This window comes from Gordonia sp. NPDC127522 (genome assembly GCF_042672305.1).
Classification (GTDB): Bacteria; Actinomycetota; Actinomycetes; order Mycobacteriales; family Mycobacteriaceae; genus Gordonia; species Gordonia hongkongensis.
The window spans coordinates 43,072-66,665 of the sequence record NZ_JBHXVK010000002.1; the positions used below are offsets into that span (position 1 = coordinate 43,072).

The window sequence follows — 23,594 nt, forward strand, 5'->3', positions numbered from 1 at the left end:
CACTGTGACTCAGCTTACTCAGTACGGAGCGAGGTTCACGATGACACAGGCCACCACGACCCCCACCGACATGGTCGAACGATGGTTGGCAATCTACGGGGCGTCCGACGCCGATGCGGCGGCACTCCTCGTCGACGGGCACGATCCCGAGGCGATCGCCTTCACGGTGATCGAGGTCGAGCAGACCGACGATCAGCAGTCCGGCGGCGTACGTCCGGTCACCACCGACATCACCTACGGCGAACTGGCCGAGAGGTCCAAGAGACTCGCGGCGGCCCTTGCGGAGATGGGCATCGGTCGGGGCGACACGGTGGGCGTCCTCATGGGCAAGCGCGAGGAGCTCGTCGTCTCGCTGCTGGCCATCGCCCGCCTCGGCGCGATCTACATCCCGCTGTTCACCGCGTTCGCGACACCCGCGATCGAGATGCGGCTGCAGGCCGGCGCCGCGAAGGTCGTGATCACCGAGTCGAGTCAGGCGGACAAGCTCGCGAGCATCGACGGGATCACCACGGTGATCGCCGGCGACCAGTTCGAGGAACTCATTGCTGCGCACGAGCCGGTCACCGAGTCGGTCGCGGTCGGCGGCGACGGCACCCTGGTCCTGCTCTTCACCAGCGGCACGACCGGCGCGCCGAAGGGCGTCCCGGTCCCGGTCAGGGCGCTCGCCTCGTTCGTCGCCTACATGCACTTCGGCCTGGATGTCCGCGCCGACGACGTGTTCTGGAACGCCGCCGACCCCGGCTGGGCCTATGGCCTCTACTACGGCGTGCTCGGGCCGCTGGCCGCCGGCCGGCGCAACCTCCTGCTGCACGCCGGCTTCACCCCCGAACTGACCGCGAAGATCCTCGGCGACCTCGGCGTCACCAACTTCGCCGCGGCACCGACCGTCTACCGAGCGCTCAGCAAGGACCCGCGCATCTCGGGCTTCTCGCTACGCCGCGCGTCGTCGGCGGGCGAACCCCTGACCCCCGACGTCATCGACTGGGCGCTGCGAGCCATCGGCACCGAGGTCCGCGACCACTACGGCCAGACCGAACACGGCATGTTCATCAACAACCATTGGCACGAGTCGGTCCACGAGACCCTTGTCCCGGGTTCGATGGGACAGCCGATGCCCGGCTTCGCCGCGGGGATCGTCGACGGTCAGATCGCCATCGACGTCCCGGCCAGCCCGCTGATGTGGTTCGAGGGGTACCTCGACGCTCCGGAGAAGACCAAACAGCGCTTCTCACCGGACGGACGGTGGTACCTGACTGGCGACACCGGGCGGGTGGACGACGAGGGCCGCTATTTCTTCACCGCACGCGACGACGACGTGATCATCATGGCCGGCTACCGGATCGGCCCGTTCGACGTCGAGAGCGTGCTGATCACCCATCCGTCGGTCGTCGATGTCGCCGTCGTCGGGCGCCCCGACGAGCTCCGCGGCGAGGTCCTCGAGGCGTTCGTCGTCCTCGCGGACGGGGTCGAGGGCACCGATGCGCTCGAAGCCGAGCTCCAGCAGCTGGTCAAGACGCAGTTCGCCGCGCACGCCTACCCGCGCACCGTGCATTTCGTCGACGCCTTGCCCAAGACGCCGAGCGGCAAGATCCAGCGGTTCCTCCTGCGCCAGCGATGAGCGCCTGCCGTTGCGCGCCAACCCGGCGCGTAACGGCGCCACCGTGCGCGAACGATGAACCGACTGTGCGACCCGCAGTCGGGCCGCGCCAACAGCCGATCGCGTCGGGCAGACTTCGACGACCGCGCCTGCCCCACGACGCGATCACCGGACGCGCAACCAGCGGGTCACACCCCTATCCGCTGGTTGCGCATCTCCGTCTCCGGCGAGATCAGTCCACGAGCGCTCGTACCGAGTCGGGCGGCTCGTCGCCGCTGTAGGTGACCGGGGCGTCGTACACGGTCCGCACGGGAACCACGCCGGTCCAGTCCGCCGACTCCCCACCCGGCCCGCCCGTCCGCGCCTTGGCGATCCACTGGCCGTCGACGATCGGCAGTCGCAGGGCCACCGTCGCTGCCAACTCTTTGCGCGTCGTCGGCCGGACCTCGGCCACCCTCCCCGGAATCAGCTTGTCGGACAACACTTCCAAAGCCAACTGCGCGTCGTCGGCGACTTCGAGGACTCCGCGTACGACCGCCGACCGGTAGTTCGCCGAATGGTCGAAGAGGGTGTCGGCGACGACGAGCCCGTCCAGCGCGAACACCGTGAACGTCACCGGCGCACCCGCGGCGACGTGCCGGAGCGCACCCGCCCCGGTCGATCCGTGCAGCAGGATCGAGTCGCCGTCCCGGGCGAAGAGCATCGGCACCGACCATGGCATTCCGTCGACGACGGTGCTGAGGGTCCCCACCTTGGTCTCGTCGAGCAGCGCGTCGAGCAGCTCGCGATCGGCTGCCCGATCGGGCTTGCGCGTCAACGACGCCAGCCGCGAAGTCACGTCGGACGGGGTACCGCCGGTCGAAGTCATGCGGAAATGGTCGCCCCCGAACGCTCGCGGCTCAACAGATTTGCTTGCCGGCGTCGGTGACCGCAGAGGGGGATCCACCCGCAGACCCTCTAATCCCTGAGTCCGAGGCGTGCCGCCCCCCGCTTCCTGAGGAGCGCCCGGAGCTGCGGAGGGCGCGGCCAACCCCCGCTCCCTGAGTGCGGAGGGCACGTCAGCCCCCGCTTCCTGAGGAGCGCCCGGAGCTGCGGAGGGCGCGGCCAACCCCCGCTCCCTGAGTGCGGAGGGCACGTCAGCCCCCGCTCCCTGAGGAGCGCCCGGAGCTTGCGGAGGGCGCGTCACGAAGGGTTCGGCGACTGCGGTTGCGAGACCCTTCGTGACGCTCGCAGGCTCGCTCCTCAGGGAGCAGGATGACGCTCGCAAGCTCGCTCCTCAGGGAGCAGGATGACGCTCGCAAGCTCGCTCCTCAGGGAGCAGGATGACGCTCGCAAGCTCGCTCCTCAGGGAGCAAAACGACGCTCGCAACCTTGCGCCTCAGATAACGAGAGAACGAGGACCGGAATTGTCCTCCATCGCTCATAGCGTGGTCCTCACACCAATCGAGAGGACACCCGTCATAAGCACCTACACCTCCACCGAACTCAGCGTCGACGTCACCGGCGAGAAGCGCGACCTGCTCATCCTGCTGCAGGATCAGCGCAACATGCTCAAGATCACCGCACGCAACCTCTCCGACGACGATGCCCGCAAGCAGTCGACGGTCAGCACCCTCACGATCGGCGCGCTGATCAAGCATCTCGCGCACGGCGAGGAGAATGCGGCCCGCGTCGTCACCGAGCGGGACGAGAACGCCGAGTTCGACATGAGCCAGGCCATGACCGAGTACGAGATGACCGGCGACGAGACTCTCGCCGACTGGCTGGCCGAGTACGACCGTGGGGCCGCCGAGTTCGACCGCGTGATCGCCGACGCCGAGAGCCTCGACGAGCTGATCCCTCAGCCCACGGCGCCGTGGCAGCCGGAACGCGAGTGGCTGTCGATCCGGGTCATGATCATCCACCTCATCCGGGAGACCGCACACCACTGCGGCCACGCCGACATCATCCGGGAGGCGCTCGACGGCCAGACCACGATGGGCGCCATCTCCGAAGGGCAGGAATGGGCCGAGCAGTGGGCCGACGCCGACTGGGCGAAGTGACGCCTGCGCGGTGAGCTACACCGGGCATTCGACGATCAGTCTCATCTCCGACCAATCCGCAGGCGCCCGGGCGCCGAAGACGTTGTGAGGCTGCCGGCCAGGCGCAGTCGACACCCCAACACAGATTGGATCGACGATGATCAAGCGAATTCCCCGTGTAGCAGGAGCGTTGACCGGACTGGTCCTCGCCGTCGGCGTGATGGCCGGTTGTTCCAGTGACGATTCGGACACCTCGAGCGAAACGACCGGCGCGGCAACCGAATCCAGCGCCATGATGAGTGAGAGCGCGATGGCCGATCCGGCCGCCAACCTCGTCGGGCCGGGTTGCGCCGCCTACGCCGAGGCCAATCCCTCGGGACCGGCATCGGTGAACGGGATGTCGACCGTGCCCGTTGCCACCGCGGCGGCCACCAACCCCGAGCTCACGACCCTGACACAAGCACTTTCGGGTCAGCTGAACCCCGAGGTCAACCTCGTGAAGACCCTCAACGAGGGTGAGTTCACCGTGTTCGCGCCGACCGACGACGCATTCGCGAAGCTGCCCCCGGAGACCGTCGAGCAGCTCAAGACCGACGCTGACCTGCTCAACAAGATCCTGACCTACCACGTGGTCGAGGGCCAGGCGACCCCTGACCAGATCGTCGGGGAGCACACCACTCTCGAGGGCCAGCAGGTCAATGTGACCGGATCGGGCGACAACCTGAAGGTCAATGAGGCCGGCGTGGTCTGCGGTGGCGTCACCACCTCGAACGCGCAGGTGTACCTCATCGACAGCGTGCTCATGCCCCCGGCCGGCATGTGATCTCTCCGTAAACACTGCGCGAGAGCGCTTTCCACGATTCTCACCGACGCGATCCGTCGGTGAGAATCGTGCTGCGTGACCCGGGTGCGATCCGTTCGCCTCGAACACGGAAGAGTCCGGACTCCGTGGGCGGGATAACGTCTGGACGCACGGGACACCGCGCCACACCCTGAACACACACCGGTTCCCTGCGCGAGCATCACTGCTCGTCTGGGGAACCGGTGTGTGCGTTCAGGTTCGAGCGGGTTGCGCATCCGTCTCGGACCGTACCCGGCTCTCGGTCATCGCCGACACCTGGATCGGCACGCCGGTCATGTTCGCCATCCCGGCGAGCCGCTCGAGGTCGGCCGGGGCGGACGAGATGAGTGCGTTGACGTTCACGCCGCCGGCACCCAGATCGTTCTGCGCAGCCGCGTTCGCCTGCGTCCAACCGCCGGAGCCGTTGTGGCCCCACCCATGTGGGATCGCGACGACGCCGGGTTTGATGTCCTCGGTGACGGTCACGGGCAATGAGATCCGACCGTGCCGGGACTCCACCGTCGCGAGGTCACCTTCGGCCAGCCCGCGTGCCGTGGCATCGTCGGGGTGCATCCGGGCCGCGTGGGACCGTCCGCCGCGCAACAACATCGGCGCATTGTGCTGCCAACTGTTCTCCGACCGGATCTCACGCATCCCGATGAGCCGCAACGGATACCCTGCGTCGTCATCGACACCGAGTCGCTCGACCTCGGTCATCAACTCCGGTGCGGTCAACCGGATCCGGCCGTCGAGGTACGTGACGTTCTTGGCCAGCTGCCCGGGGGCGAGGTCGTCGGCGACCACGACACCGTGCGGGTGGTCCTCGACGAGTCGACGGTAGGTGAGCCCACCGCGTCGGAGGCCGAATCGGTCTCCTCCCAGCCCCATTCGGATCACCAGGTCCGAGACCCGGCGCGGGGTGACCGGCCGGCCCACGCGTCGCGCCAGCTGGTTGCCGACGTGCAGCGAACGGATCAGCAGGCTCTCCGACGACAGGAAGCCGATGAGTTCGTTGATCACCGTCCACTCTTCGCGCGCTTCACCCTGCGGTGGGATGACCGCCTCGGTGGCCTGCTTGAACGGTGTGGTGAACAGGGCCTGGAACGGCAGCAGGAAGTCCTCGCGTTCGTACATCGTGGTGGCCGGCAGGATGTAGTCGGCCCGGGTGTTGGTTTCGTTGCGGTAGATGTCCAGGGACACCATGAGGTCGAGTTCGTCCAGCGCCGAACGTAATTCGTCACCGTTCGGAACCGACAGCACTGGATTGCCCGCGCTGACGAACAGCGCGCGCAGCTGCCCGCGGCCCGGGGTGGTGATCTCCTTGGCCATCAACGACGCCGGCGCGGTCCCGAGGACCTGCGGCAGACCGCCGACGCGGCTCCGGCGCCCCGCCCAGCGAAAGCTCGAAAGCCGTTGCAGCGCGGCGACGCCCAGGCGCTGACCGGGAATCCCCAGATCACCGAACATCGACCCGCCCGGTACGTCCAGGTTGCCCGCGACGAGGTTCACCATGTCCAGCAGGGCGGTCGTCAGCGTGCCGGTGCGCCCCAGTGAGGTACCCACCCGTCCGTACACCGCGGCCCGCTCCGTACGGGCGAGCGAGCGGGCGACCGCCCGCACACGCTCCGGATCGATGTCCGTCCGGCCCGCGGTCACCTCCGGCGCATAGGCCCCGACGAGCGCCTCGAGCTCCGCCACGCCCCGCGCCTGCCGCCGGAGCCGGTCGCGGTCGGCGAGGTTCTCGTCGAACAGCACGTGCAACAGCGACAGCAGGAACAACGCATCGGTGTCGGGCGTGATCGGCAGCCAGTCGAACTCGCGGGCCGTCTCGGTGTGCCGGGGATCGACGACGACGACGGACCCGCCGCGCGCGGTGATCGCGTTCAGACCCTCACGGATACGTGGCGAACTCATCACGCTGCCGTGCGACACGACCGGATTCGCCCCGATGATCACGAGGTAGTCGACGCGGTTGATGTCGGGAATCGGGGCGGTCAACGGGTTGCCGTACAGGAAGTGGCTGGCGACGAAGCGGTTGTTCACGTCCTGGGATCCCGCCGAGTACACGTGCGGCGTGCCGAGGAGGTTCATGAAGATCGCGGTCCACAGCGTGTGTCCGGTCGAGAACGTCGCTGGGTTGCCGAAGTACCAGCCGATCGAGTCGCTGCCGGATTTCTGGTGCACCTCGACGAGCCGGCGGCCGATCTCCTCGAGCGCCGTGTCCCACGAGATCTGCTCGAACTCGCCGTCGGGGCGTCGCCGGAGCGGGTGCCGGAGACGATCGGGATCGTTGACGATCTCGGTGAACGCGATCCCCTTCGGACACGCGAAGCCCCGCGACAGCGGGTGCTCCTTGTCCGGCCGCAACGAGATCAGCCGATCGTCCTCGACGGTCGCGATCATGCCGCACAGCGGCTCACAGATTCGGCAGTAAGTGTGTTTTTCCATTGGCATCTTGCGTCCCCTGACCTCGCGCGATGACTGGCCGCAGGCGGGCAGGCCTACGGTTGGTGTGATTCCGTTCACATCTGAAGACAAGTGTTGCATGATGACAGCACCTGAGGCATCCCCACCGAGGAGGTCCCCGTGACCGACAGCGAACCGAACGCCACACAGCCAACCGTGCGCGACGTGATCATCATCGGCGCCGGCTTGTCCGGCATCGACTGCGCCTATCGGCTGAAGGAGCAGAATCCCGACGCCGACTATCTGATCCTCGAACGCCGCGAACGCATGGGCGGCACGTGGGACCTGTTCCGGTACCCCGGCGTGCGGTCCGACAGCGACATCTACTCGCTGAGTTACCCGTTCGAGCCGTGGCGCAAGCCGCGGGCGCTGGCGCACGGAAACGACATCCGGGAGTACATCGAGGACACCGCCCACAAGTTCGCCATCGCCGAGCACATCCGGTTCGGTCAGCACGTCCTGACCGCCGACTGGGACTCGGCGACCGACACCTGGACACTGGGGGTCGAGGTCGGTGAGGACCGGCGCCGTGAGACCCACCGCGCGAGGTTCGTCATCTTCGCGACCGGTTACTACGACTACGACAACCCCTACACACCGCGGTTCGCCGGTGCCGACGACTTCACCGGGCAGATCGTGCACCCGCAGCACTGGCCCGAATACCTCGACTACCGGGGCAAGCGCGTCGTGGTGATCGGCAGCGGCGCGACGGCGGTCAGTCTCATCCCGAGCCTCGCCGAGCAGGCCGAGCACGTCACGATGCTGCAGCGCTCGCCGTCGTACATCTTCTCGTCCAAGCAGAAGCAGTACCTGGCACCGCTCGTGCAGAAATTGTTGCCCCCGCAGGCGGCGCACAAGGTCATCCGCACCCGGTACGCGGCCCAGACGGCCGCGATCGTCCACCTTACCCACCGGTTCCCGAAGCTCGGACGCAAGATGATCCGGAACAATGTCGTCGCGAACCTGCCCGAGGACTATCCGGTCGACTTGCACTTCAATCCGACGTACAACCCGTGGGACCAGCGGATGTGCATGGTTCCCGACGCCGACCTCTTCGCCGACATCACCGCGGGCAAGGTCGAGATGGTCACCGACCACATCGACCGTTTCGACGCCTCGGGGGTCACCCTCACCTCGGGCAAGCACCTCGACGCCGACATCATCGTCACCGCGACCGGACTGCAACTGCTCGGCTTCGGCGGTACCCGGCTCCGCGTCGACGGCGCCGAGGTGAAACCGCACGACCGCTTCGTCTTCAAGAGCTACCTCATCGAGGACGTCCCGAACCTCGCCTGGTCGGTCGGTTACACGAACGCCTCGTGGACCCTTCGCGCGGACATGACCGCTCGCGCCGTCGCCGACCTGATCAGGTACATGCGCACCAACGGCTACACCCATGCCTATCCGCATCTGGGTTCGGAGGTCATGGGTTCGCGGCCGCTGTGGGACCTCAAAGCGGGGTACGTCGAACGGTCCCCGGATGCACTGCCGAAGTCGGGCACCCGCGGTCACTGGCAGGTGCGGCACAACTACTACCGCGACGCCATCGACCACCGCATCAACAAGGTCGAGGAATCGATGGTGTTCGGCCGGGCCTGACCCGGCTCCGCGCGCGGGGCCCGGACTGGTGTCGGTGCCCCGCCGCGCGGCGTTACAACGGTGTGGTCCAAACGGTCGAGATTTGCCGTCGACGACGTGAAAATGCTGGTCAAGCCTTGCTCCCGGCTCTGTGACGCGCCGATACTGGGCTCGGGTCGAACGATTGCCCGCCCGGGCAGGAGTGGACCAGTAGGAGCTGCGCGATGACCTATCCACCCGGTCCCCCGACCCACCCGTCGACCCCGTACGGCGCGATCCCGCCGCAGCCCGACGGCCGTCGCACACTGACCCTCGTACTGAGCGCCGTCGTGGTCGTCCTCGCGCTCGTCCTCGCCGCGGGAATCGTCTTCGTCGTCAAGGCCCGCGACGGGGACATCTACGTCCCCGGCCTCACCCTGACCGCGGCGAACGACCCGGGGATCGATCCGTTCACCGATCCGGTCCTCGTGTCCGGGGCCGGCGACCTCCCGGCGAACGTGGCACTCACCGGTACCGCGGGTGCAGCCGACCTCGGCGGCCGCGCGGTCAACGGCACCGACGCCGGGCTGTATGCCGCGGGAGACACCGCCGCCTGCGACACCGCGGCACTCAGCAACCGGTTGCTCGCCGATCCCCCGGCGGCTCGCGCCTGGGCCGGCGTCTACGGCATCGGCACCGCCGACATCCCGCACTATCTGAACACCCTCAACCCCGTGGTGCTGACGAGCGACACCTGGGTGACCAACCACTCGTACACCTCCGGCCGAGCGGTCCCGTTCCAGTCCGTCCTGCAGCGTGGGACGGCGGTCTACGTCGACTCCGCCGGCGTCCCGCGCGCCATGTGCTCGTGCGGCAATCCGCTCGCCCCGCCGGCCGCCGCCCCGCTCGGCGGGTACCGGCTGGAGGGCCGGACGTGGGAGGGGTACAAGAGTCGATCGGTCACCCGCATCGCGTATACCAACCAGAACGTCACCGCGGTCGGCAAGTCGACGATCATCGTGCCCGCGCCGTCGGTCCCGGCTGCCCCCGGCACCCCGGTCGGCAATGCCCTCCAGTTGCTGAATTTCCTGACCGGACAGATCTTCTCGCAGCCGCTCGGCGGACTGCTCGATCTGAGCCGCTTCCCGCCACCGTCAGGTCCCCTGCCCACCCCGGCCGCGCTGAACACGCCGTTCGAGGCGTACACCGAGGAAGACGCCGAGCACAACGGACTGATCGCGCCGGGCGATCCCGCGGCCGCCCCGGCCCTCGAGGAGCGCGCCGCAGAGCACGGCGGTCTGCCGGAAGGAGCTCCGGACTCGGACTCGGCGGCTCCGGACTCCGCTGGACCGGACTCGTCCGAATCGGACTCCCCGGTGCCACCCGCCGCGCCGGGCAGCCCGGGACCGGCCTCGGACGCGCCACCTCCGGATGCATCGGTCCCCGCCTCCGACGCCCCGGTCCCCGAGGCGCCCGGGTACGAGGCGCCGGGTCCGGCGGCGCCCGAACCCGGGTCGGAGCCGGGCGTCCCCGGCGCGCCGGCACCGGAAGCCCCGGCCGAGGCCCCCGCGACGCCGACCTCGTTCAGCGGTTCCGGGGAGTTCATCGGCAGTTTCAGCTTCGACGACGCCGGGTTGTCGGTGGGCTGCACGACCCCCGGCAGCTCTTCGGCGGGTACGGTCGCCCTCTCGTGCACCGACGGCGTGACCCGGTCGGTCGCCGGTTCGGCCCTGCAACGCACATCGGTGTCCGGCTCCACCACCAGCACCGGGGTGTGGACCTTGACGCTGACGGCGGTCGGCGCGTCGAAGACGGTGACCGTCCGGTCGGCGAACTGGATCGTCGTTCCGCCCGCCGCCCCGGCTCCCGAACCGTCTGCGCCGGGCCCCCTGACGACGGATCCGCCCGCGCCGGACCCCTCCACACATGCCGCGCCGCCCGCCGCGGAAACCCCGGACGAGACGACCACCACGACCACCACGGAGAACTCACCCCCACCCGAGGCTCCCGCGGGACCCTGACACCTGCGGTGACACCCCTGCTGTGAGCTGCCCAACAGCAGGCGTCGTGGGACGTCCGTACCATCGCGCGCATGTCTGCCCTCACGACACCGACGCCGAGCCCCGCCCGTGACCTCCGTCCGGAGTCCGTTCGCAGACGCATCCGGCGGCGGGTGGCGAGCGTCGCGGTCGTGGCGACGATGGTGTCGCTGGTGATGCTCGCGCCCAGCGCGCAGGCCGATCGGATCATCAACGGTCACGTGGTCGGCGGCAAGATCGGCGAGGCCTACTCGTCGACGGGCGGCTTCTTCAAGTGGGGCGTCCCGACCGGCCCCGAGCGCGCGGCCGCCAACCGCGGCAGATTCCAGGTGTTCTCGCGCGACACGTCGTTCTACTGGCACCCCGCCGCCGACGGCGGTACGGCACACCAGGTCGGCGGCGCGATCCGGAGCCGGTGGCAGAAGGCCGGGGCCGAGCGCGGCGCGCTGGGCTATCCGGTCAGCAACGAGTACCGGTCGGGCAGCGGACGAAGCAACGACTTCCAGGGCGGAGTGGTCACATGGTCGAAAACCGGTGGCGCGCAGATCGTCTGGGGCCAGATCCGGCGCAAGTGGGAGGAGACCGGTGGAGCGGGCGGGTACTTCGGGGTCCCGCTCGGCGGTGAGTACCGAACCGGCAATCGATTCGCCCAGGACTTCCTGAACGGCACCATCTTCTGGCCCTGACGGACAGGCCCGGGGTCCTGATGGGCGGATCCGCCACGGTTCACTAGGACGTCCAAGTATCGTCGTCGGCATGGCTCCGCAATTCTCTTCCGCCAACACCATCGACGGAATCCTCCGCAGGTCCGCGGCGCGGCATCCCGACCGCACCGCGTTGGTCTTCGACGACCGTTCCTTCACCTATCGACAACTCGACGATGCGGTGTCCGCTGCCGCCACCGGGCTGCTGGCCCGCGGACTGCAGCAGGGCGACCGGGTGGCGGCATACGGCACGAACTCGGACGCGTATGTCATCGGTTTCCTGGCGTGCTGCCGCGCGGGACTCGTCCACGTCCCGATCAACTACGCGCTGCGCGGCGACGAGCTCCGCTATCTCGTCGTGCAGTCCGGGGCACGCGCCGTCCTCGTCGACCCGGCCCTGTCCGAACGGATCGACGAGATCCGCGGCGATCTCGCCGAGGTCGAGGAGATCGTCCCGCTGCGCGACGCCGACGATTCGCTTCTCGAGACTGCGACCAGACCGGCCGGCCAGTTCACCTCGGCGGCCGACGGCGACGATCTCGCCCAGCTCCTCTACACCTCCGGAACCACCTCGAAGCCCAAGGGCGCCATGATGTCTCACGCGGCACTCATCAGCGAGTACGTGTCGTCGGTGATCGCCCTCGATTTCACCGCGGATGACAACCCGCTCATCGCCATGCCGCTCTACCACTCGGCGGGGATGCACGTCTTCATGCTTCCGTACCTCTCCGTGGGCGCGACCGTCCGGCTGATGGCGACCCCGGACATCCCGGAGATCCTGCGACGCGTCGAGGCGGACCGCATCGGGTCGCTGTTCCTCGCGCCGACCGTCTGGGTTCCGCTCGCCGGTCACCCGGACCTGGCGACCAGGGATCTGTCCTCGTTGCGCAAGGCCCAGTACGGCGCGTCGATCATGCCGGTGACCGTGCTGAACCGGCTCCGCGAGCAGTTCCCCGGCATGCAGTTCTACAACTGCTTCGGGCAGTCCGAGATCGGGCCGCTGGCAACGGTTCTGCGCCCGGAGGAGCACGAGGACCGGCCGTCGTCCTGCGGCCGGCCGGTGTTCTTCGTCGAGACCCGGGTCGTCGACTCCGACGGCAACGACGTCGAACCCGGGGTTCCCGGCGAGATCCTCTATCGTTCGCCGCAAGTGTGCCGCGGTTACTGGGAGAACCCGGCCGCCACCGAGGACGCGTTCCGCGACGGCTGGTTCCACTCCGGCGACCTCGTCACCCGCGACGCCGAGGGTTTCATCACGGTGGTCGACCGCATCAAGGACGTGATCAACACCGGCGGCATCCTCGTCGCCTCCCGCGAGGTGGAGGACGCGATCTACACCCATGAGGCGGTCTCGGAGGTGGCCGTCATCGGCGAGCCGGACGAGAAGTGGATCGAGGCCATCACCGCGGTCGTCGTGGTGCGGGACGGCCGGTCGGTGACCGAGCAGGAACTGATCGAGCACGTCCGGTCCCGGATCGCGCCGTTCAAGGTCCCGAAGAAGGTACGGTTCGTCGACGAGCTCCCCCGCAACCAGAGCGGCAAACTGCTCAAGCGGGAATTGCGCTCGCGGTGACGGACGCGCGGCGCTACGGACCTGACATCGTCAGAACCGTTGCGCCGCAGCCACTGCCGCGTCGATGTCGGCGTGAGCGGCCGCCGGTCCGAGTATCCGCCGCAAGTCGGCCGCCGTCGGCGCATCACCGGAGGCGACCATCGCCCGCAGCCGGGTGTCGAGGTCGGCCGGCGACGCGAGTCCCAGCTCGCTTAACCAGTTGCCGAGTAGATCGACGAGTGCGTCGCCGGTTGTCTCGTCGTCGGTGAACGGCAGAGCCAGGCTGGTGAAGCCGTCATCGGCGTCGTAGTCGGACCGCATCCACCGGCCGTCGAAGCCGTAGATGAACCCGATCCACATCCCCTCGGTGCGCTGCCGGTCGAGGTACGGCACGATCGCCGCTTCCCACCAGCCGGGCGCACCGTCGAGCAGGTCGGTCTCCGGCTCGCCGAAGTACGACGCCCCCTCGCGGAAATACGTCTCGGAGTATTCATGGTCGTGCCCGACGAGCACCGCGCGGCCGGAACCGGCCGACACGACGTCGGCCCAGTTGCCTCCGCCGTCGTCGTAGTGCCACCCGTGAGCGGTCGCATGCGCCCCCTGCGCCCAGCGTTCACCCCGCACGGCCAGCAGCGCCGCGTACGCAGCCCACCTCGGTTTCATCTCCGCCGGGGTCGGCAACCCGACCGTCCGCAACGCCATGCCGTGACACCTCTCTGCCGGGATTGTCCGAACCAGGGTATGGCCGTGGCCGACGGTCCCGCTCCCGGCGCACCGAAAGGAACTGAGCGATAACGGAACAGGTGAGGAATCGACGACCGGCACCCGTTCGCAGTACGGTGTGGATCGTGACGCGATGGCACCGCAAGGTTCTGACACTGGCCGTGTGTGCGGCGGTCGCGATCGGCGGTTCCGGAGCGGCCGGGACCCTCGCCGCCGGCCCGGCGATCTCCTCGCCGTCGAATCTCGGCGACGCCGGCGCGGTCGTCTCCGCCAGGCCGCTCGCCCCGCAGTTCTGGGTGCCCGGCTCCGCCGACGCCACCGTCCTGACCTATGTCACGACCGACGCTTTCGGCAAGAAGGCGCTCAGCACCGGGACCGTGTTCACCCCACGGGGGACGGCACCGCCGGGCGGTTGGCCGGTGATCTCGTGGGCCCACGGAACGTCGGGGATCGGCGACGACTGCGCCCCCTCGGTCCGGGGTCCGGGCCTGCCCGAGCGCGACCTGCCGTACCTCGCCAAGTGGATGCAGCAGGGCTACGCCATCGTGGCCAGCGACTACGCCGGCCTGGGCACCCCGGGTCTGCACGCCTACCTCGACGGCCGCACGACGGCCCACAACGTCGTCGACATGGTGCGAGCGGGCCGGGAGTTCTCCTCGACTCGACCTGTCGCACAACGGTTGTCGCGCTCCTGGGCGGCGGTCGGGCAGTCACAGGGCGGCGGCGCGGCCATCTACACCGCGCGCTACGCGACCGAGTTCGGCGGTGGAGAGCTCGACTACCGGGGTGCCGTCGGCACCGGCACGCCGGCCTACATCGAACGACTGGTCCAGATCGCGGGTCCGGGCGTCCCGCCGGTGGCGATCTCCCCGGCGCTGACCGCCTACCTCAGCTACATCCTCGCCGGACTCCGATACGCACACCCCGAGCTCGGCATCGATCGCATCCTCACGCCGACCGGCCGGAAGTATGTGGCCCTCGCCGAGACCCGCTGTGTCGGCGAATTCGAGGAGCAGCTCCGGGGCATCTCGCTCGGCGACTACTTCACCGCCCCGCTGACCAGTCTGCCGAAATTCTCGGCGACCCTGGCGAATTACCTGGGTATGCCTGAAAAGGGTTTCGACAAGCCATTTTTCATGGGCCACGGCCTGTTCGACACCGACGTGCCGTATCCCACCACCGCGGCCTATGCGGCGACGCTGACCGCCAACCGCCAGCCGGTGACCTTCCGGACCTATCCGAGCGACCACAGCGGCACGCTGGTCCGGTCGCAAGCCGACACCATCCCCTTCCTCGGCCGGCTCTTCGGAAAGTAACCGCCGAGGGCGTTCGCGCACCCCGGTACCGGCGTGGCGTCATGCCGTGGCACGATGGGATCACCGGTTGAGCAGCTGCCGTCGTACATCTCCCGGGACGGGGCCGCAAGTCGGGCTGCCGCCGTCCCCCGTAGAGAGGGCCACCCGATGCAGGCAGAGAATCCTGATGCTGTGATCGTCGACGACAGTGGCCTGAGTGCCGGACGCGCGCTGATGTCGGTGGTGTCCGCAGCACATGAGCAACTGGTGATCCTGACCGTGGAGGGCAGCATCGACGTGCTCACCGCCCCGCAATTGTCCGACGCCGTGTCGCAGGCGCTGAGCGGACAACCCGACGGTCTGATCATCGACCTGACGACCACCGAGTTCCTGGCCTCCGCCGGGATGGCGGCGCTCGTCGCGGCACACGAGGCCATCGCACCCACCGGCATGTTCGGAGTCGTGGCCGCCGGACCGGCGACCGCCCGCCCCCTCACCATCATGGGCCTCGACCAGACGATGGTGCTCTACCCGACGCTGAACCATGCGATCACGGCCATGACCACCACAGAGGGGCTGGCCGACCGTCCGGCTGGTTAGTCACAGATGGTTCGGATCTCATCGGCTCACCGAGACCCCGGCGACTCGGACGGGACGGACGCGACCGGTCTCGCATTTTCGGTCACGGCCTCTCCCGAGTCCGCCTACCGCTTCCGGCAACAGTTCGCGCAGTGGCTGGACGCGACGATCAGCGTGGACGCCGAGCGTCGCAGCGACATCGTCCTCGCGGTCTACGAGGCGGTCGCCAACGCGGCCGAGCACGCCTACGCCACCCCATCGCCCGGCACCCGGCCCGGTGCCATCGATGTCCGGGCGCGGAAGACGCGCGACGAGTCCCTGGAGGTCATCGTCACCGACACGGGGCAGTGGAAGACAGATGCGTCGTCGTCGCCGTACCGCGGTCGCGGACTCGCCCTGATCTCGGCACTCTGCGACGCATCCGACGTCACCAGCGGACCGCACGGGACCTCGGTGACCCTGAGCTGGCGTCAACGACAGAGCGTCTGAGAACCGCCCGAGAGACGGGTGTCCCCCGGGCTGGGGACACAAGTACTTCTTGTCGGTTAACAACCGATGCCTGAGTCAGCCGGGCCGCCGACCTAGGGGTACGGTTCGGGCAAGGCTTCGTCGACGGGTCTGTTCAAGTGACCAAGTCTGTCGGCCGAGTCACATAACCTGAAGTCCGAAGGCGGGTTCGGGGCCGGCCGTCGAACAGCTCGGTGGAGCGTGCTCCCGATCCTGACATCGCTGCACAATGCGCATGCACGTCAGCGCACGAGGAAGGGAGTCGAGATGACCGACTTCACCGTGGACTCGAACATCGACGACGCGTGGCGCACGTTCGCGTTGCACGTCGGAGATCGTCTGTCGCATCTCGAGCCGGGCGAGACCCTCACGATCCAGCAGGACCCCGCCATCCCGGAGGGTCCGCACGGGACGATGCGATTCTCGGTCACCGGTTCGCGCCGGTTGCGCTGCACCATCGAGGACACCGACCTGCATCCCACGCCGGAGTACTTCGCCGAGCACCTCGACCTCCTCGCCGCCCTCGGGTGGCGACGTCTGCGCAACGGCACCCACATCGTCGAAGTCGGGCGGCGCCGTGTCGATCAGCTCGCGCACACGACGGTGCTGACGCTCCGTCAGGTCTGGGAGGTCGTGCACCCCGCGTTCCTCGACCATTCCCCCGCCGCGCGCCCCGAACCCCAGATCGAGGTCGCGGTTCAGCCGTTCGACGCCGACCATCTGCGGGCATTGCTCGTCGGCTCGCTCGAGGACCTCACCGGCTGCCGTATCCAGACCGACGCCGACGGCGACATCGCCCTGCCCACCAAGCCCGTCTCGTCGTGGCTGAGTCCGCGCAGCGACGCACCCCGCTTCGAGTTCTTCGCGCGCCTCGCCGGTGACATCACCGACCGCCGGCGCGCCGCCGACATCGTCGCCGCCCAGCCGACCATGGGGTCGGCGGTACGTGTGCATCTCCTCGAGGACGAGGTCTTCGCGACGCTGACCGTCGAGTGCGCCGTGTACCATCCGCACAACCTGAGCTCGGCGCTGGCCGAGTGGTTCACTTTTTTGGCCGACTGCGCCCCGTCGGTCATCGCCAAGGTCGGTGAGGACGCACCACTGACCGCGAGGAACGACGGCCGTTTCCCCGACGCTCTGCAGACACTGCTCGAACTCGACCCCGACGGCCGGTCGCTGTCCGCCCGCGAGGTCGCGAAGATCTGCCGGTACAGCCAGGCCGACATCCTCTCGTACATCAACACCAGCGAGGAGCAGCACCTCACCTGGCGGCGGTCGGCGGTCGACGCGGCCGCCGCGTCGGACCCGGCCGAGGCCGACGCGTGCCGCCATGAAGCCGAGGCCTGGAAGGCGACCACGCACAACCTCCGGGCGGCGCTGCGCGTCGTCGTGCTGTCCGACGACGACGCCGCGGATCGCAGCTCACCGGCCAAGTGACTCAGGCAAATCGGTACCGGCAACACCTCTGCACGTAGTCCACGCGGACGATTTTCGACGCGGAGCATCGCACCGCGGCCAGATGAGGCGTTCAATTGGTTAGGCAACCCTCAGCGGTTCCAGTCATCGATCGGAGCCCTCACATGGCCATCACCACGGATCGCGGCGCACTCACGATCACCTTTCCCGAACTGGGTCGCGACGCGCGGTTGCACGTCACGTTCCAGCGGGCTCTGCGCACCCCGGACCCGGTCGGACGGCCCGGCTCGGTCGGCGGCCATGGCGCCCTCCGCCTCGCCCAGGGTTCACCAGACGGCGACGCGCACGCGACCATCCCGATGTGGCAGTCGGAGGCCACCTGGCTCGACTTCTCCTCGCCGCACCTGCACCCGTTCCTGGTGATGGTCGGCGTCGACGGTGTCAACGTCGTCAGCGGTAGTGCGTTCACGGGCGTGCCGGACTTCGACGCCGGCGACTACCTCGAGGTGCCCACACAACCGTCCCTCGCCTCGTATCGGAGCCTTGCCGGCGACAACCGTCAGTTCGTCGCACCGTCGACGCACACCGTGGGAAGCGCCGCCGGGACGCTCGTGCAGTTGACGGTCATCCCGATGCGCGCCGAAGCGTGGGCCGGACGCCGCCGTCATCTGCCGTCGGCGTCGGGGACCTGTGTGCTCTGCGACATGTCGCGAGCCGGGCAGTCCGGTGCGCATCCCCGGCTCCCCGCGCCGCGCGTGATGGGTCCGCTGGAGTCCGCGGACACCTGGCATCCGACGACGTCCGACGCCGCCGCGGTCCGCATCGTCAACTCGATCACGTGGAAATCGCTCACCGGGGAACCGGTACCCCACGTGGCGCTGACGAGCACCGACTACGCCGACCACGATCTCCCGTGGGACCCGGTCTACGACGAGACGATCGAGCACTCCGCCCCCCTGTAGTTCTGTTGCGGGTGTCGCCACGGGTGTCTGCGCGGCGTCGTACTATTCGGATCCGGTCCGCGTACGTCCCGCCCACGAGGAGCCTGCATGTCCCCCGATTTCGACGCCGACCTCGAGGCGGCCTGGCGGGACTTCGCCGACACTCTCGCGGTTCGGGTGCCACGTCTCCTGCCGGGTCAGACGCTGTCGATCGTCGAGGCGGCCGCCGGAGGATGGCGACGACGGATGACCTTCGCGGTGGCCGGAGGTCCCGAGTCGGCAGACCGCCTGCGCTGCACCATCTCGGCGGGGGACCTCACCTGGACCGACAAGGACCGGTGGATGCGCCAGGCCACCTACATCGTCGACCGTGGCTGGTGCCGGCTCGAGGGTCGCAGCGCCTTCTGCTTCGAAGCCGATGCCGTTCGGTCCGGCGACCTCGCCGGCGCCGCCGTGCGGGCGTTGCGCGAGGTGTGGGGTGTCATCCACCCGTCGTTCGTGAGCATCGGCGACCCGTCCTTCGCTCGACACCACTCCCCGGCTGACGGTATCGACACCGACGACGCCGACGAGACCGACGCCGGCCGGCCGGTTGACTCGGATCGAGTCGGCAGCACGGACGCCGACACCCTGCGCTTCACCGCCCCGGCCCGTTTCCTCGACGCCCCCGTCGAGGGCGGGGTGGTGCCGCAGTCGAAAGACCATCTCGTCGAATTGGCCCGCGCCGCGATGAGCGCGGCCGGACGTCCCGCCGTGGTGAGCCCACGCAAGGCCATCTTCCTGCGGTCGACGGGCACCTCACTGCTCCGACCGACCCGAGACGCCCGCTCCCTGGAGATCGTGACCATCCTCAGCTCGTCGGTGCCCGCTCCCTCGCTGCTCGGAATGGTCGTCGCCGAGTTCTCGCCGCGGTGGCCCGAAGTCGCGCTGGTCGTGCGCAACGGGCTCGTCTTCGCCCAGCGCCGCATCGACGTCGCGGTCTTCAGTCCGGCCAATCTCGATGCCGCACTCCGACGCTGGGACGACTTCGCCCGGTCGGCGCGTGGGGAGATGATCCGACGCCTCGAGAGCGGCCCCAAACTGGAGCACCGCCGCCGTGGCGATCGCCTTCCCGTGGCGCTGCAGGGGCTCCTACGGGTCAACCAGAAGCTCGACAACAAGCTCTCCCCGACGACCGTGCTGGCCATGTGCCGTCAGGATCGTGAGCGCGTCCACGAGTTCTTCGACATCTGCGCGGCCGAGATGCGGGAGTGGATGGACAATCTCACGACCGCCCGCAAGGCCGAACTCGGCGACGAGGAGATCGCGCTCTGCGAGGCCGAGCACCAGGCCTACGCCCGCGTCGCCCGGTTGCTCCTCACCGCGATGGACCTCGCCGACGGGCCTTCTTCCGCTCCCTGAGGTGTCGCTTCGCGCGCTCTTCAGAGAGCGGAGACGCCCGCACCTCTGAGTCCAAGCCGTCAGCAGCCGCTCAGTCGGTGGAGCTGTACGACAGGTGCACGACGCCGTTGTCGAACACGTCGGTGCCGACGAGCGTGAGCGGCAGGTCCGTCAGACCGTCGAACAGGCGGGCACCGCTGCCGAGTACGACCGGATAGACCAGCAGGTGCAACTCGTCGATCAGCTTGTCGCGCAGCAGCGCCCGCACGAGGGTGCCGCTGCCGCTGATGTAGAGGTCACGGTCCTTCTTGAGGTCGCGGATCCGGTCGGCGTCGTAGGCCCCGATGACCTCGGAGTTCTGCCACCCGGTCGCCTCGTCGAGGGTCGAGGACACCACGTATTTGGTGGTGTCGTTGAAGAACGGGGCGCCGGGATCGTCGTCGACGGTCCGGTCCGACCATGCCGGGCCGAACATCTCGAAGGTGTTGCGTCCGAGCAGGATTCCGGTGCAGTCGTTCATGAACGAACTGAGTGTCTCGCCGAGCGCGTCGGGGAACCCGTACGGCATCGTGAAACTCGGGTCCTCGTAACTGCCGTCGAGGGTGATGAACTCGTGGACGTGGATCTTTCCCATTGCGCTGCCTCTCGTCACTTCGGTGAACGTCACGATGTCAGACCGTGGGGCGGCGGGAAAGTCATCGGCGTCGAGAGTCTCGTGACTCTGTCGGGACCCTTCGTGACGCGCCCTCCGCAAGCTCCGGGCGCTCCTCAGGGAGCGGAGGGGGGCGCCCTCCGCAAGCTCCGAGCGCTCCTCAGGGAGCAGAAGGGGGTGAGCCCCTTCCCGCCGGCTGAGCCTGTCGAAGCCCCTCCGTCTGGTAACTCTGGACCCACACATCGGCGATCGAAGGAGATCCATGGACGTCGCAGGCAAGGTTGCCATCGTCACGGGTGGCGGTGGAGGTATCGGCGCGGCGATGGCGCACGCCCTGGTCGGTGCGGGCGCGCGGGTCGTCGTCACCGATCTCGACGAGTCCGGAGCCCGGGCCGTCGCCGAGGAACTAGGCGATTCGGCGGCCGCGCTCGCCGGTGATGCCTCGTCCGACGAACACATCGACGCCGCGGTCCGGTTGGCGGAGAACACCTTCGGTCCGGTCGACCTCTACTTCGCCAACGCCGGCGTCGGACTGGGCGGGGGCGTCGACACCGGGGAGGACGTGTGGGATCTCGCCTTCGACGTCAACCTCCGCGCCCACATCCGAGCAGCTCGACGCCTGATCCCGGGCTGGGTGGAGCGAGGCAGCGGCTACTTCGTCAGCACGGCGTCGGCCGCGGGTCTGCTCACCCAGATCGGCAACGCGCCGTACTCGGTCACCAAACACGCCGCAGTCGGTTTCGCGGAGTGGCTCAACATCACCCACGGGGACGACGGGGTCCGGGTCAGCTGCCTCTGCCCGATGGGCGTCGACACCAAGCTGCTACGGCCCGACGGTGATTCCGCCACCGCCGAACAGCGGTTGATGCAGCGGGCGGTGGAGAGCGCCGGCGCGGTGCTCACCCCCGGGACGGTGGCCGCGATCGTGTTGGAGGCCGTCGCCGACGAACGCTTCCTCATCCTCCCGCACCCGGAGGTTCTCGACATGTACCGCCAGAAGGGCGCGGACTACGACCGCTGGCTTCGCGGGATGCGCCGCTACCAGGCGAGCTTGCGGTGACCCTTTGCGTTCGACAACCATCGTCGTCTCAGGTCCCAGGTGCCGACAGCGCCCAGCAGGAGCGAGCTGACGAGCAGACCCGAGCCCGCACCGATGCTGCCCCAGGTGCCCGCCAGCACGAGGGTGACCGGAAAGGTGATGACGAACACCACCGTGTTGCATCGCAGGATCGTCTTGGTGTCCAACTCCGCCCGGAGCACTGACATCCAGATCGAATAGGGGACGCGAAGGACCGAGGCGGCCGCGAGCAGGCACAACGACGTCGTGAACTCCGAGCCCGAGTAGGCCGGGCCGAAGATCTTCCCGACGATCGGCGAGGCGGCGATCAGAACCCCTGCTCCGACCACGACCAGACATTGCGAGATGGCCCAGATTCGACGGATCTGCCCGGCCAGTGCCGCTGGATCGCGCGCGAGATGTGCGGTGAGCGCTGCTCCGATGCCATCCGGCACGAAGTCGAGCACCTGTGCCACCGCGAGCGCCAAGGCCAGAGTCGCACCCGCGACCGGTCCGGCGACGAGCGTGGTGAGGAACGGCAGCACGAGGATGAGTCCGAACGAGGTCGCGCTTCCGATGCCATCGCGAAGAGCGAACATCGGCATCTGGGCGCGATCCACCACCACGACACGGTGCGGGCTTGTGCGGTTCTCGGGGCGCCGCAGAATCCGGGGCACGAGGATGACGAACACCACGCACGCCCCGAGCGCGGCGGGCACGATCGTGGCCCACACCGCAGCGAGCGATACGACACTCGCCAACACGCAGACCAGGGCCACTTTCAGAACCACGGCGGCCACATTGACGATCGGAAGCCAGCGCGAGGCGTGCAGTCCGATCAGAGCGGCGTCCTTGAGTACGAACAGCGCCATGACGACGGACCCGCAGGCCACCAGCACGACGGTCGCCACCCGGTACTCGAGCATGTCGCCCGCGATCATCCCGCCCATCACGCCGAAGACGGCGGCCGAGCCGATGGTGATGAGCAGGCCCTCGAGCAACCGTTCGCGACGTGGGCAGTCGGGCGTCGACAGCATCGCCTTGTAGGCACTTCCCACCCCGTACGCGGTGATGGTGCCGACCGTCGTGACAAGTGACAACAGCGCGGTCTGGATGCCGAGCGCATGTGGAGGGATGACCCGGGCCGAGACCACCCAGAAGAGCATTCCCGCCCCAGCCGTGACGAAGAAGCTCGCCACCACGGCGACGGAGTCCACCGTCATCGCCCTCGAACCGAGCATCACCGGCCTGCTCACGATGCTCATGTCTGAGGACTCAACTCGCGCAACGTGCTTCGCGCTTCGGTCATCATCGCGAAGAGGTAGCCCAGACCTGCTGCGACGACGGTCCCGGCGAGAACGGTGCAGCGTCCGAGACCTCCGGGATCCGTCCTGCGCCGCTCGACCGTCACACCGTCGCAGAAGTAACGCATGATGGCCGCCGGGACCGTCCTGGCGAGATACGAACGCTCCGAGCTCGTGGCGTCCGCCGCCCCGACGAGGCCACTGATCTGTCTCTTGGAGACGCCCTCGCCGAACGACCGTCGCAAGACGTACCGGACGTGTGTCCTGTTCCGGCTCACATGGTGTCGCACACGGACATCCGGGTCGAAGATGATCCTCGCAGCCGGGTCATGACGGGCGATCCGGATACACAACTCGGTCTCTTCGCAGCCCACCGGCAGCGTGCCCACCCGTCCGAGGTCGGTGTCGAATCCCCCGACCTCGAGCAAGGTCCGGCGACGGAACGCCATGTTGCACCCCATCAGGTTGCGGACCGGCGCCGGCGCGGTCGGCAAACCCGCGTAACTGCATCCCACCGTCCAGTCACATTCCCGGGGAAACCAACGGGGTCGGTCGCCGGGCCACACCGGCTCCGCGTATCCGCCCACCGCCGCAACATCCGAATCGGTGAACTGCCCGGAAAGTCGCCGACGCCAACCGGGTTCGACGGCGGCGTCGTCATCGACGAACCCGACGATCGGACCGGAGGCGAGACGGGTGCCGCAGTTGCGGGCACCGGAGAGACCGCGCTTCTCGTCGTTGGCCACCACCCAGATCAGCGGCTTGAGCGACGAGGCGAACTCCCGCCTCGCCAGGTCGAACAGCTCGTCGTTGTGGTCGATCACCACGATCAGTTCATCGTCGTCGGTCAGTTCGCGTTCGGCGGCGTCGACCGATCGGATCAGGTCAGCCCATCGGTCGGTGGTGTAGGCACAGATCACCACCGACAACTTGCCGATGTCACTATTTCCCATCAGTCCTCTT

General features: G+C 68.4%; 20 protein-coding genes. 14 read left to right on the forward strand and 6 right to left on the reverse strand.

The window, feature by feature from the left end; all coding sequences use genetic code 11:
* Nucleotides 1-40 precede the first annotated feature (40 nt).
* Entirely contained in the window at nucleotides 41-1,618 is a 1,578-nt protein-coding gene (locus tag ACFVHY_RS04510; protein WP_390268943.1) for an AMP-binding protein, read from the forward strand.
* A gap of 211 nt (nucleotides 1,619-1,829) precedes the next feature.
* Here the strand turns inward: ACFVHY_RS04510 and ACFVHY_RS04515 are convergent, their stop codons facing one another.
* Nucleotides 1,830-2,465, reverse strand: a complete 636-nt coding sequence (locus tag ACFVHY_RS04515) for a pyridoxamine 5'-phosphate oxidase family protein (RefSeq protein ID WP_390268946.1) — start codon at nucleotides 2,463-2,465, stop codon at nucleotides 1,830-1,832.
* Nucleotides 2,466-3,057: 592 nt separating this feature from the next.
* Here ACFVHY_RS04515 and ACFVHY_RS04520 point away from each other — a divergent pair.
* Nucleotides 3,058-3,639: a DinB family protein gene (locus tag ACFVHY_RS04520; RefSeq protein WP_390270308.1), complete on the forward strand. Its 582-nt coding sequence runs from the start codon at nucleotides 3,058-3,060 to the stop codon at nucleotides 3,637-3,639.
* 136 nt (nucleotides 3,640-3,775) lie between these two features.
* Nucleotides 3,776-4,441, forward strand: coding sequence for a fasciclin domain-containing protein (locus ACFVHY_RS04525; RefSeq protein WP_390268949.1), 666 nt, complete (start codon nucleotides 3,776-3,778; stop codon nucleotides 4,439-4,441).
* A gap of 231 nt (nucleotides 4,442-4,672) precedes the next feature.
* Here ACFVHY_RS04525 and ACFVHY_RS04530 read toward each other — a convergent pair whose 3' ends face one another.
* A complete protein-coding gene (locus tag ACFVHY_RS04530; RefSeq protein ID WP_390268952.1) occupies nucleotides 4,673-6,913 on the reverse strand; it encodes a molybdopterin-dependent oxidoreductase in 2,241 nt (746 codons plus the stop codon).
* A 132-nt stretch (nucleotides 6,914-7,045) separates the two neighbouring features.
* Between ACFVHY_RS04530 and ACFVHY_RS04535 the strand changes: the two genes are divergently transcribed.
* The 4 genes from ACFVHY_RS04535 (at nucleotide 7,046) to ACFVHY_RS04550 (ending at nucleotide 12,798) form a co-directional block, all read left to right on the forward strand.
* Entirely contained in the window at nucleotides 7,046-8,524 is a 1,479-nt protein-coding gene (locus tag ACFVHY_RS04535; RefSeq protein ID WP_390268955.1) for a flavin-containing monooxygenase, read from the forward strand.
* Between the two features lie 203 nt (nucleotides 8,525-8,727).
* Nucleotides 8,728-10,503, forward strand: coding sequence for a DUF6777 domain-containing protein (locus ACFVHY_RS04540; RefSeq protein WP_390268958.1), 1,776 nt, complete (start codon nucleotides 8,728-8,730; stop codon nucleotides 10,501-10,503).
* Nucleotides 10,504-10,574: 71 nt separating this feature from the next.
* Complete coding sequence (locus ACFVHY_RS04545; protein WP_390268961.1) at nucleotides 10,575-11,207, forward strand: LGFP repeat-containing protein; 633 nt, start codon at nucleotides 10,575-10,577, stop codon at nucleotides 11,205-11,207.
* A 70-nt stretch (nucleotides 11,208-11,277) separates the two neighbouring features.
* Complete coding sequence (locus ACFVHY_RS04550; RefSeq protein WP_390268963.1) at nucleotides 11,278-12,798, forward strand: acyl-CoA synthetase; 1,521 nt, start codon at nucleotides 11,278-11,280, stop codon at nucleotides 12,796-12,798.
* Between the two features lie 30 nt (nucleotides 12,799-12,828).
* Here the strand turns inward: ACFVHY_RS04550 and ACFVHY_RS04555 are convergent, their stop codons facing one another.
* Nucleotides 12,829-13,479 carry a hypothetical protein gene (locus tag ACFVHY_RS04555; protein WP_390268965.1) on the reverse strand — a complete coding sequence of 217 codons (651 nt, stop codon included), beginning with the start codon at nucleotides 13,477-13,479 and terminating at the stop codon, nucleotides 12,829-12,831.
* A gap of 137 nt (nucleotides 13,480-13,616) precedes the next feature.
* Between ACFVHY_RS04555 and ACFVHY_RS04560 the strand changes: the two genes are divergently transcribed.
* The 6 genes from ACFVHY_RS04560 (at nucleotide 13,617) to ACFVHY_RS04585 (ending at nucleotide 19,639) form a co-directional block, all read left to right on the forward strand.
* A complete protein-coding gene (locus ACFVHY_RS04560; protein ID WP_390270311.1) occupies nucleotides 13,617-14,816 on the forward strand; it encodes a lipase family protein in 1,200 nt (399 codons plus the stop codon).
* Between the two features lie 147 nt (nucleotides 14,817-14,963).
* Nucleotides 14,964-15,395, forward strand: a complete 432-nt coding sequence (locus ACFVHY_RS04565; protein WP_065631340.1) for an STAS domain-containing protein — start codon at nucleotides 14,964-14,966, stop codon at nucleotides 15,393-15,395.
* A gap of 6 nt (nucleotides 15,396-15,401) precedes the next feature.
* A complete protein-coding gene (locus ACFVHY_RS04570; protein WP_137809081.1) occupies nucleotides 15,402-15,863 on the forward strand; it encodes an ATP-binding protein in 462 nt (153 codons plus the stop codon).
* Between the two features lie 285 nt (nucleotides 15,864-16,148).
* Nucleotides 16,149-17,318, forward strand: a complete 1,170-nt coding sequence (locus tag ACFVHY_RS04575) for a hypothetical protein (protein ID WP_390268968.1) — start codon at nucleotides 16,149-16,151, stop codon at nucleotides 17,316-17,318.
* A gap of 143 nt (nucleotides 17,319-17,461) precedes the next feature.
* A complete protein-coding gene (locus ACFVHY_RS04580; protein WP_390268971.1) occupies nucleotides 17,462-18,259 on the forward strand; it encodes a hypothetical protein in 798 nt (265 codons plus the stop codon).
* Nucleotides 18,260-18,346: 87 nt separating this feature from the next.
* A complete protein-coding gene (locus ACFVHY_RS04585; protein WP_390268973.1) occupies nucleotides 18,347-19,639 on the forward strand; it encodes a hypothetical protein in 1,293 nt (430 codons plus the stop codon).
* Nucleotides 19,640-19,709: 70 nt separating this feature from the next.
* On the opposite strand, the gene ACFVHY_RS04590 is transcribed toward ACFVHY_RS04585, so the two are convergent.
* Nucleotides 19,710-20,252 (reverse strand): dihydrofolate reductase family protein, encoded by a 543-nt coding sequence (locus ACFVHY_RS04590; protein ID WP_390270314.1) that lies wholly within the window; start codon nucleotides 20,250-20,252, stop codon nucleotides 19,710-19,712.
* A gap of 280 nt (nucleotides 20,253-20,532) precedes the next feature.
* Between ACFVHY_RS04590 and ACFVHY_RS04595 the strand changes: the two genes are divergently transcribed.
* On the forward strand, nucleotides 20,533-21,330 hold the full coding sequence (locus ACFVHY_RS04595; RefSeq protein ID WP_390268976.1) for an SDR family oxidoreductase: 798 nt from the start codon (nucleotides 20,533-20,535) through the stop codon (nucleotides 21,328-21,330).
* On the opposite strand, the gene ACFVHY_RS04600 is transcribed toward ACFVHY_RS04595, so the two are convergent.
* Nucleotides 21,309-22,592 carry a lipopolysaccharide biosynthesis protein gene (locus tag ACFVHY_RS04600; RefSeq protein WP_390268978.1) on the reverse strand — a complete coding sequence of 428 codons (1,284 nt, stop codon included), beginning with the start codon at nucleotides 22,590-22,592 and terminating at the stop codon, nucleotides 21,309-21,311. The two genes, ACFVHY_RS04595 and ACFVHY_RS04600, sit on opposite strands and share 22 nt — an antisense overlap.
* Nucleotides 22,589-23,584, reverse strand: a complete 996-nt coding sequence (locus ACFVHY_RS04605) for a glycosyltransferase family 2 protein (RefSeq protein WP_390268981.1) — start codon at nucleotides 23,582-23,584, stop codon at nucleotides 22,589-22,591. Before ACFVHY_RS04605 ends, ACFVHY_RS04600 begins: the two co-directional genes overlap by 4 nt.
* Between the last annotated feature and the right edge of the window lie 10 nt (nucleotides 23,585-23,594).

What these genes read in the sequence shown, in the direction of transcription:
- ACFVHY_RS04510 (WP_390268943.1), top strand. Translation starts at nt 41, where the DNA reads ATGACACAGGCCACCACGACCCCCACCGACATGGTCGAACGATGGTTG.
- ACFVHY_RS04515 (WP_390268946.1), bottom strand. Translation starts at nt 2,465, where the DNA reads ATGACTTCGACCGGCGGTACCCCGTCCGACGTGACTTCGCGGCTGGCG.
- ACFVHY_RS04525 (WP_390268949.1), top strand. Translation starts at nt 3,776, where the DNA reads ATGATCAAGCGAATTCCCCGTGTAGCAGGAGCGTTGACCGGACTGGTC.
- ACFVHY_RS04530 (WP_390268952.1), bottom strand. Translation starts at nt 6,913, where the DNA reads ATGCCAATGGAAAAACACACTTACTGCCGAATCTGTGAGCCGCTGTGC.
- ACFVHY_RS04540 (WP_390268958.1), top strand. Translation starts at nt 8,728, where the DNA reads ATGACCTATCCACCCGGTCCCCCGACCCACCCGTCGACCCCGTACGGC.
- ACFVHY_RS04545 (WP_390268961.1), top strand. Translation starts at nt 10,575, where the DNA reads ATGTCTGCCCTCACGACACCGACGCCGAGCCCCGCCCGTGACCTCCGT.
- ACFVHY_RS04550 (WP_390268963.1), top strand. Translation starts at nt 11,278, where the DNA reads ATGGCTCCGCAATTCTCTTCCGCCAACACCATCGACGGAATCCTCCGC.
- ACFVHY_RS04555 (WP_390268965.1), bottom strand. Translation starts at nt 13,479, where the DNA reads ATGGCGTTGCGGACGGTCGGGTTGCCGACCCCGGCGGAGATGAAACCG.
- ACFVHY_RS04565 (WP_065631340.1), top strand. Translation starts at nt 14,964, where the DNA reads ATGCAGGCAGAGAATCCTGATGCTGTGATCGTCGACGACAGTGGCCTG.
- ACFVHY_RS04570 (WP_137809081.1), top strand. Translation starts at nt 15,402, where the DNA reads ATGGTTCGGATCTCATCGGCTCACCGAGACCCCGGCGACTCGGACGGG.
- ACFVHY_RS04575 (WP_390268968.1), top strand. Translation starts at nt 16,149, where the DNA reads ATGACCGACTTCACCGTGGACTCGAACATCGACGACGCGTGGCGCACG.
- ACFVHY_RS04580 (WP_390268971.1), top strand. Translation starts at nt 17,462, where the DNA reads ATGGCCATCACCACGGATCGCGGCGCACTCACGATCACCTTTCCCGAA.
- ACFVHY_RS04585 (WP_390268973.1), top strand. Translation starts at nt 18,347, where the DNA reads ATGTCCCCCGATTTCGACGCCGACCTCGAGGCGGCCTGGCGGGACTTC.
- ACFVHY_RS04590 (WP_390270314.1), bottom strand. Translation starts at nt 20,252, where the DNA reads ATGGGAAAGATCCACGTCCACGAGTTCATCACCCTCGACGGCAGTTAC.
- ACFVHY_RS04595 (WP_390268976.1), top strand. Translation starts at nt 20,533, where the DNA reads ATGGACGTCGCAGGCAAGGTTGCCATCGTCACGGGTGGCGGTGGAGGT.
- ACFVHY_RS04600 (WP_390268978.1), bottom strand. Translation starts at nt 22,592, where the DNA reads ATGAGCATCGTGAGCAGGCCGGTGATGCTCGGTTCGAGGGCGATGACG.
- ACFVHY_RS04605 (WP_390268981.1), bottom strand. Translation starts at nt 23,584, where the DNA reads ATGGGAAATAGTGACATCGGCAAGTTGTCGGTGGTGATCTGTGCCTAC.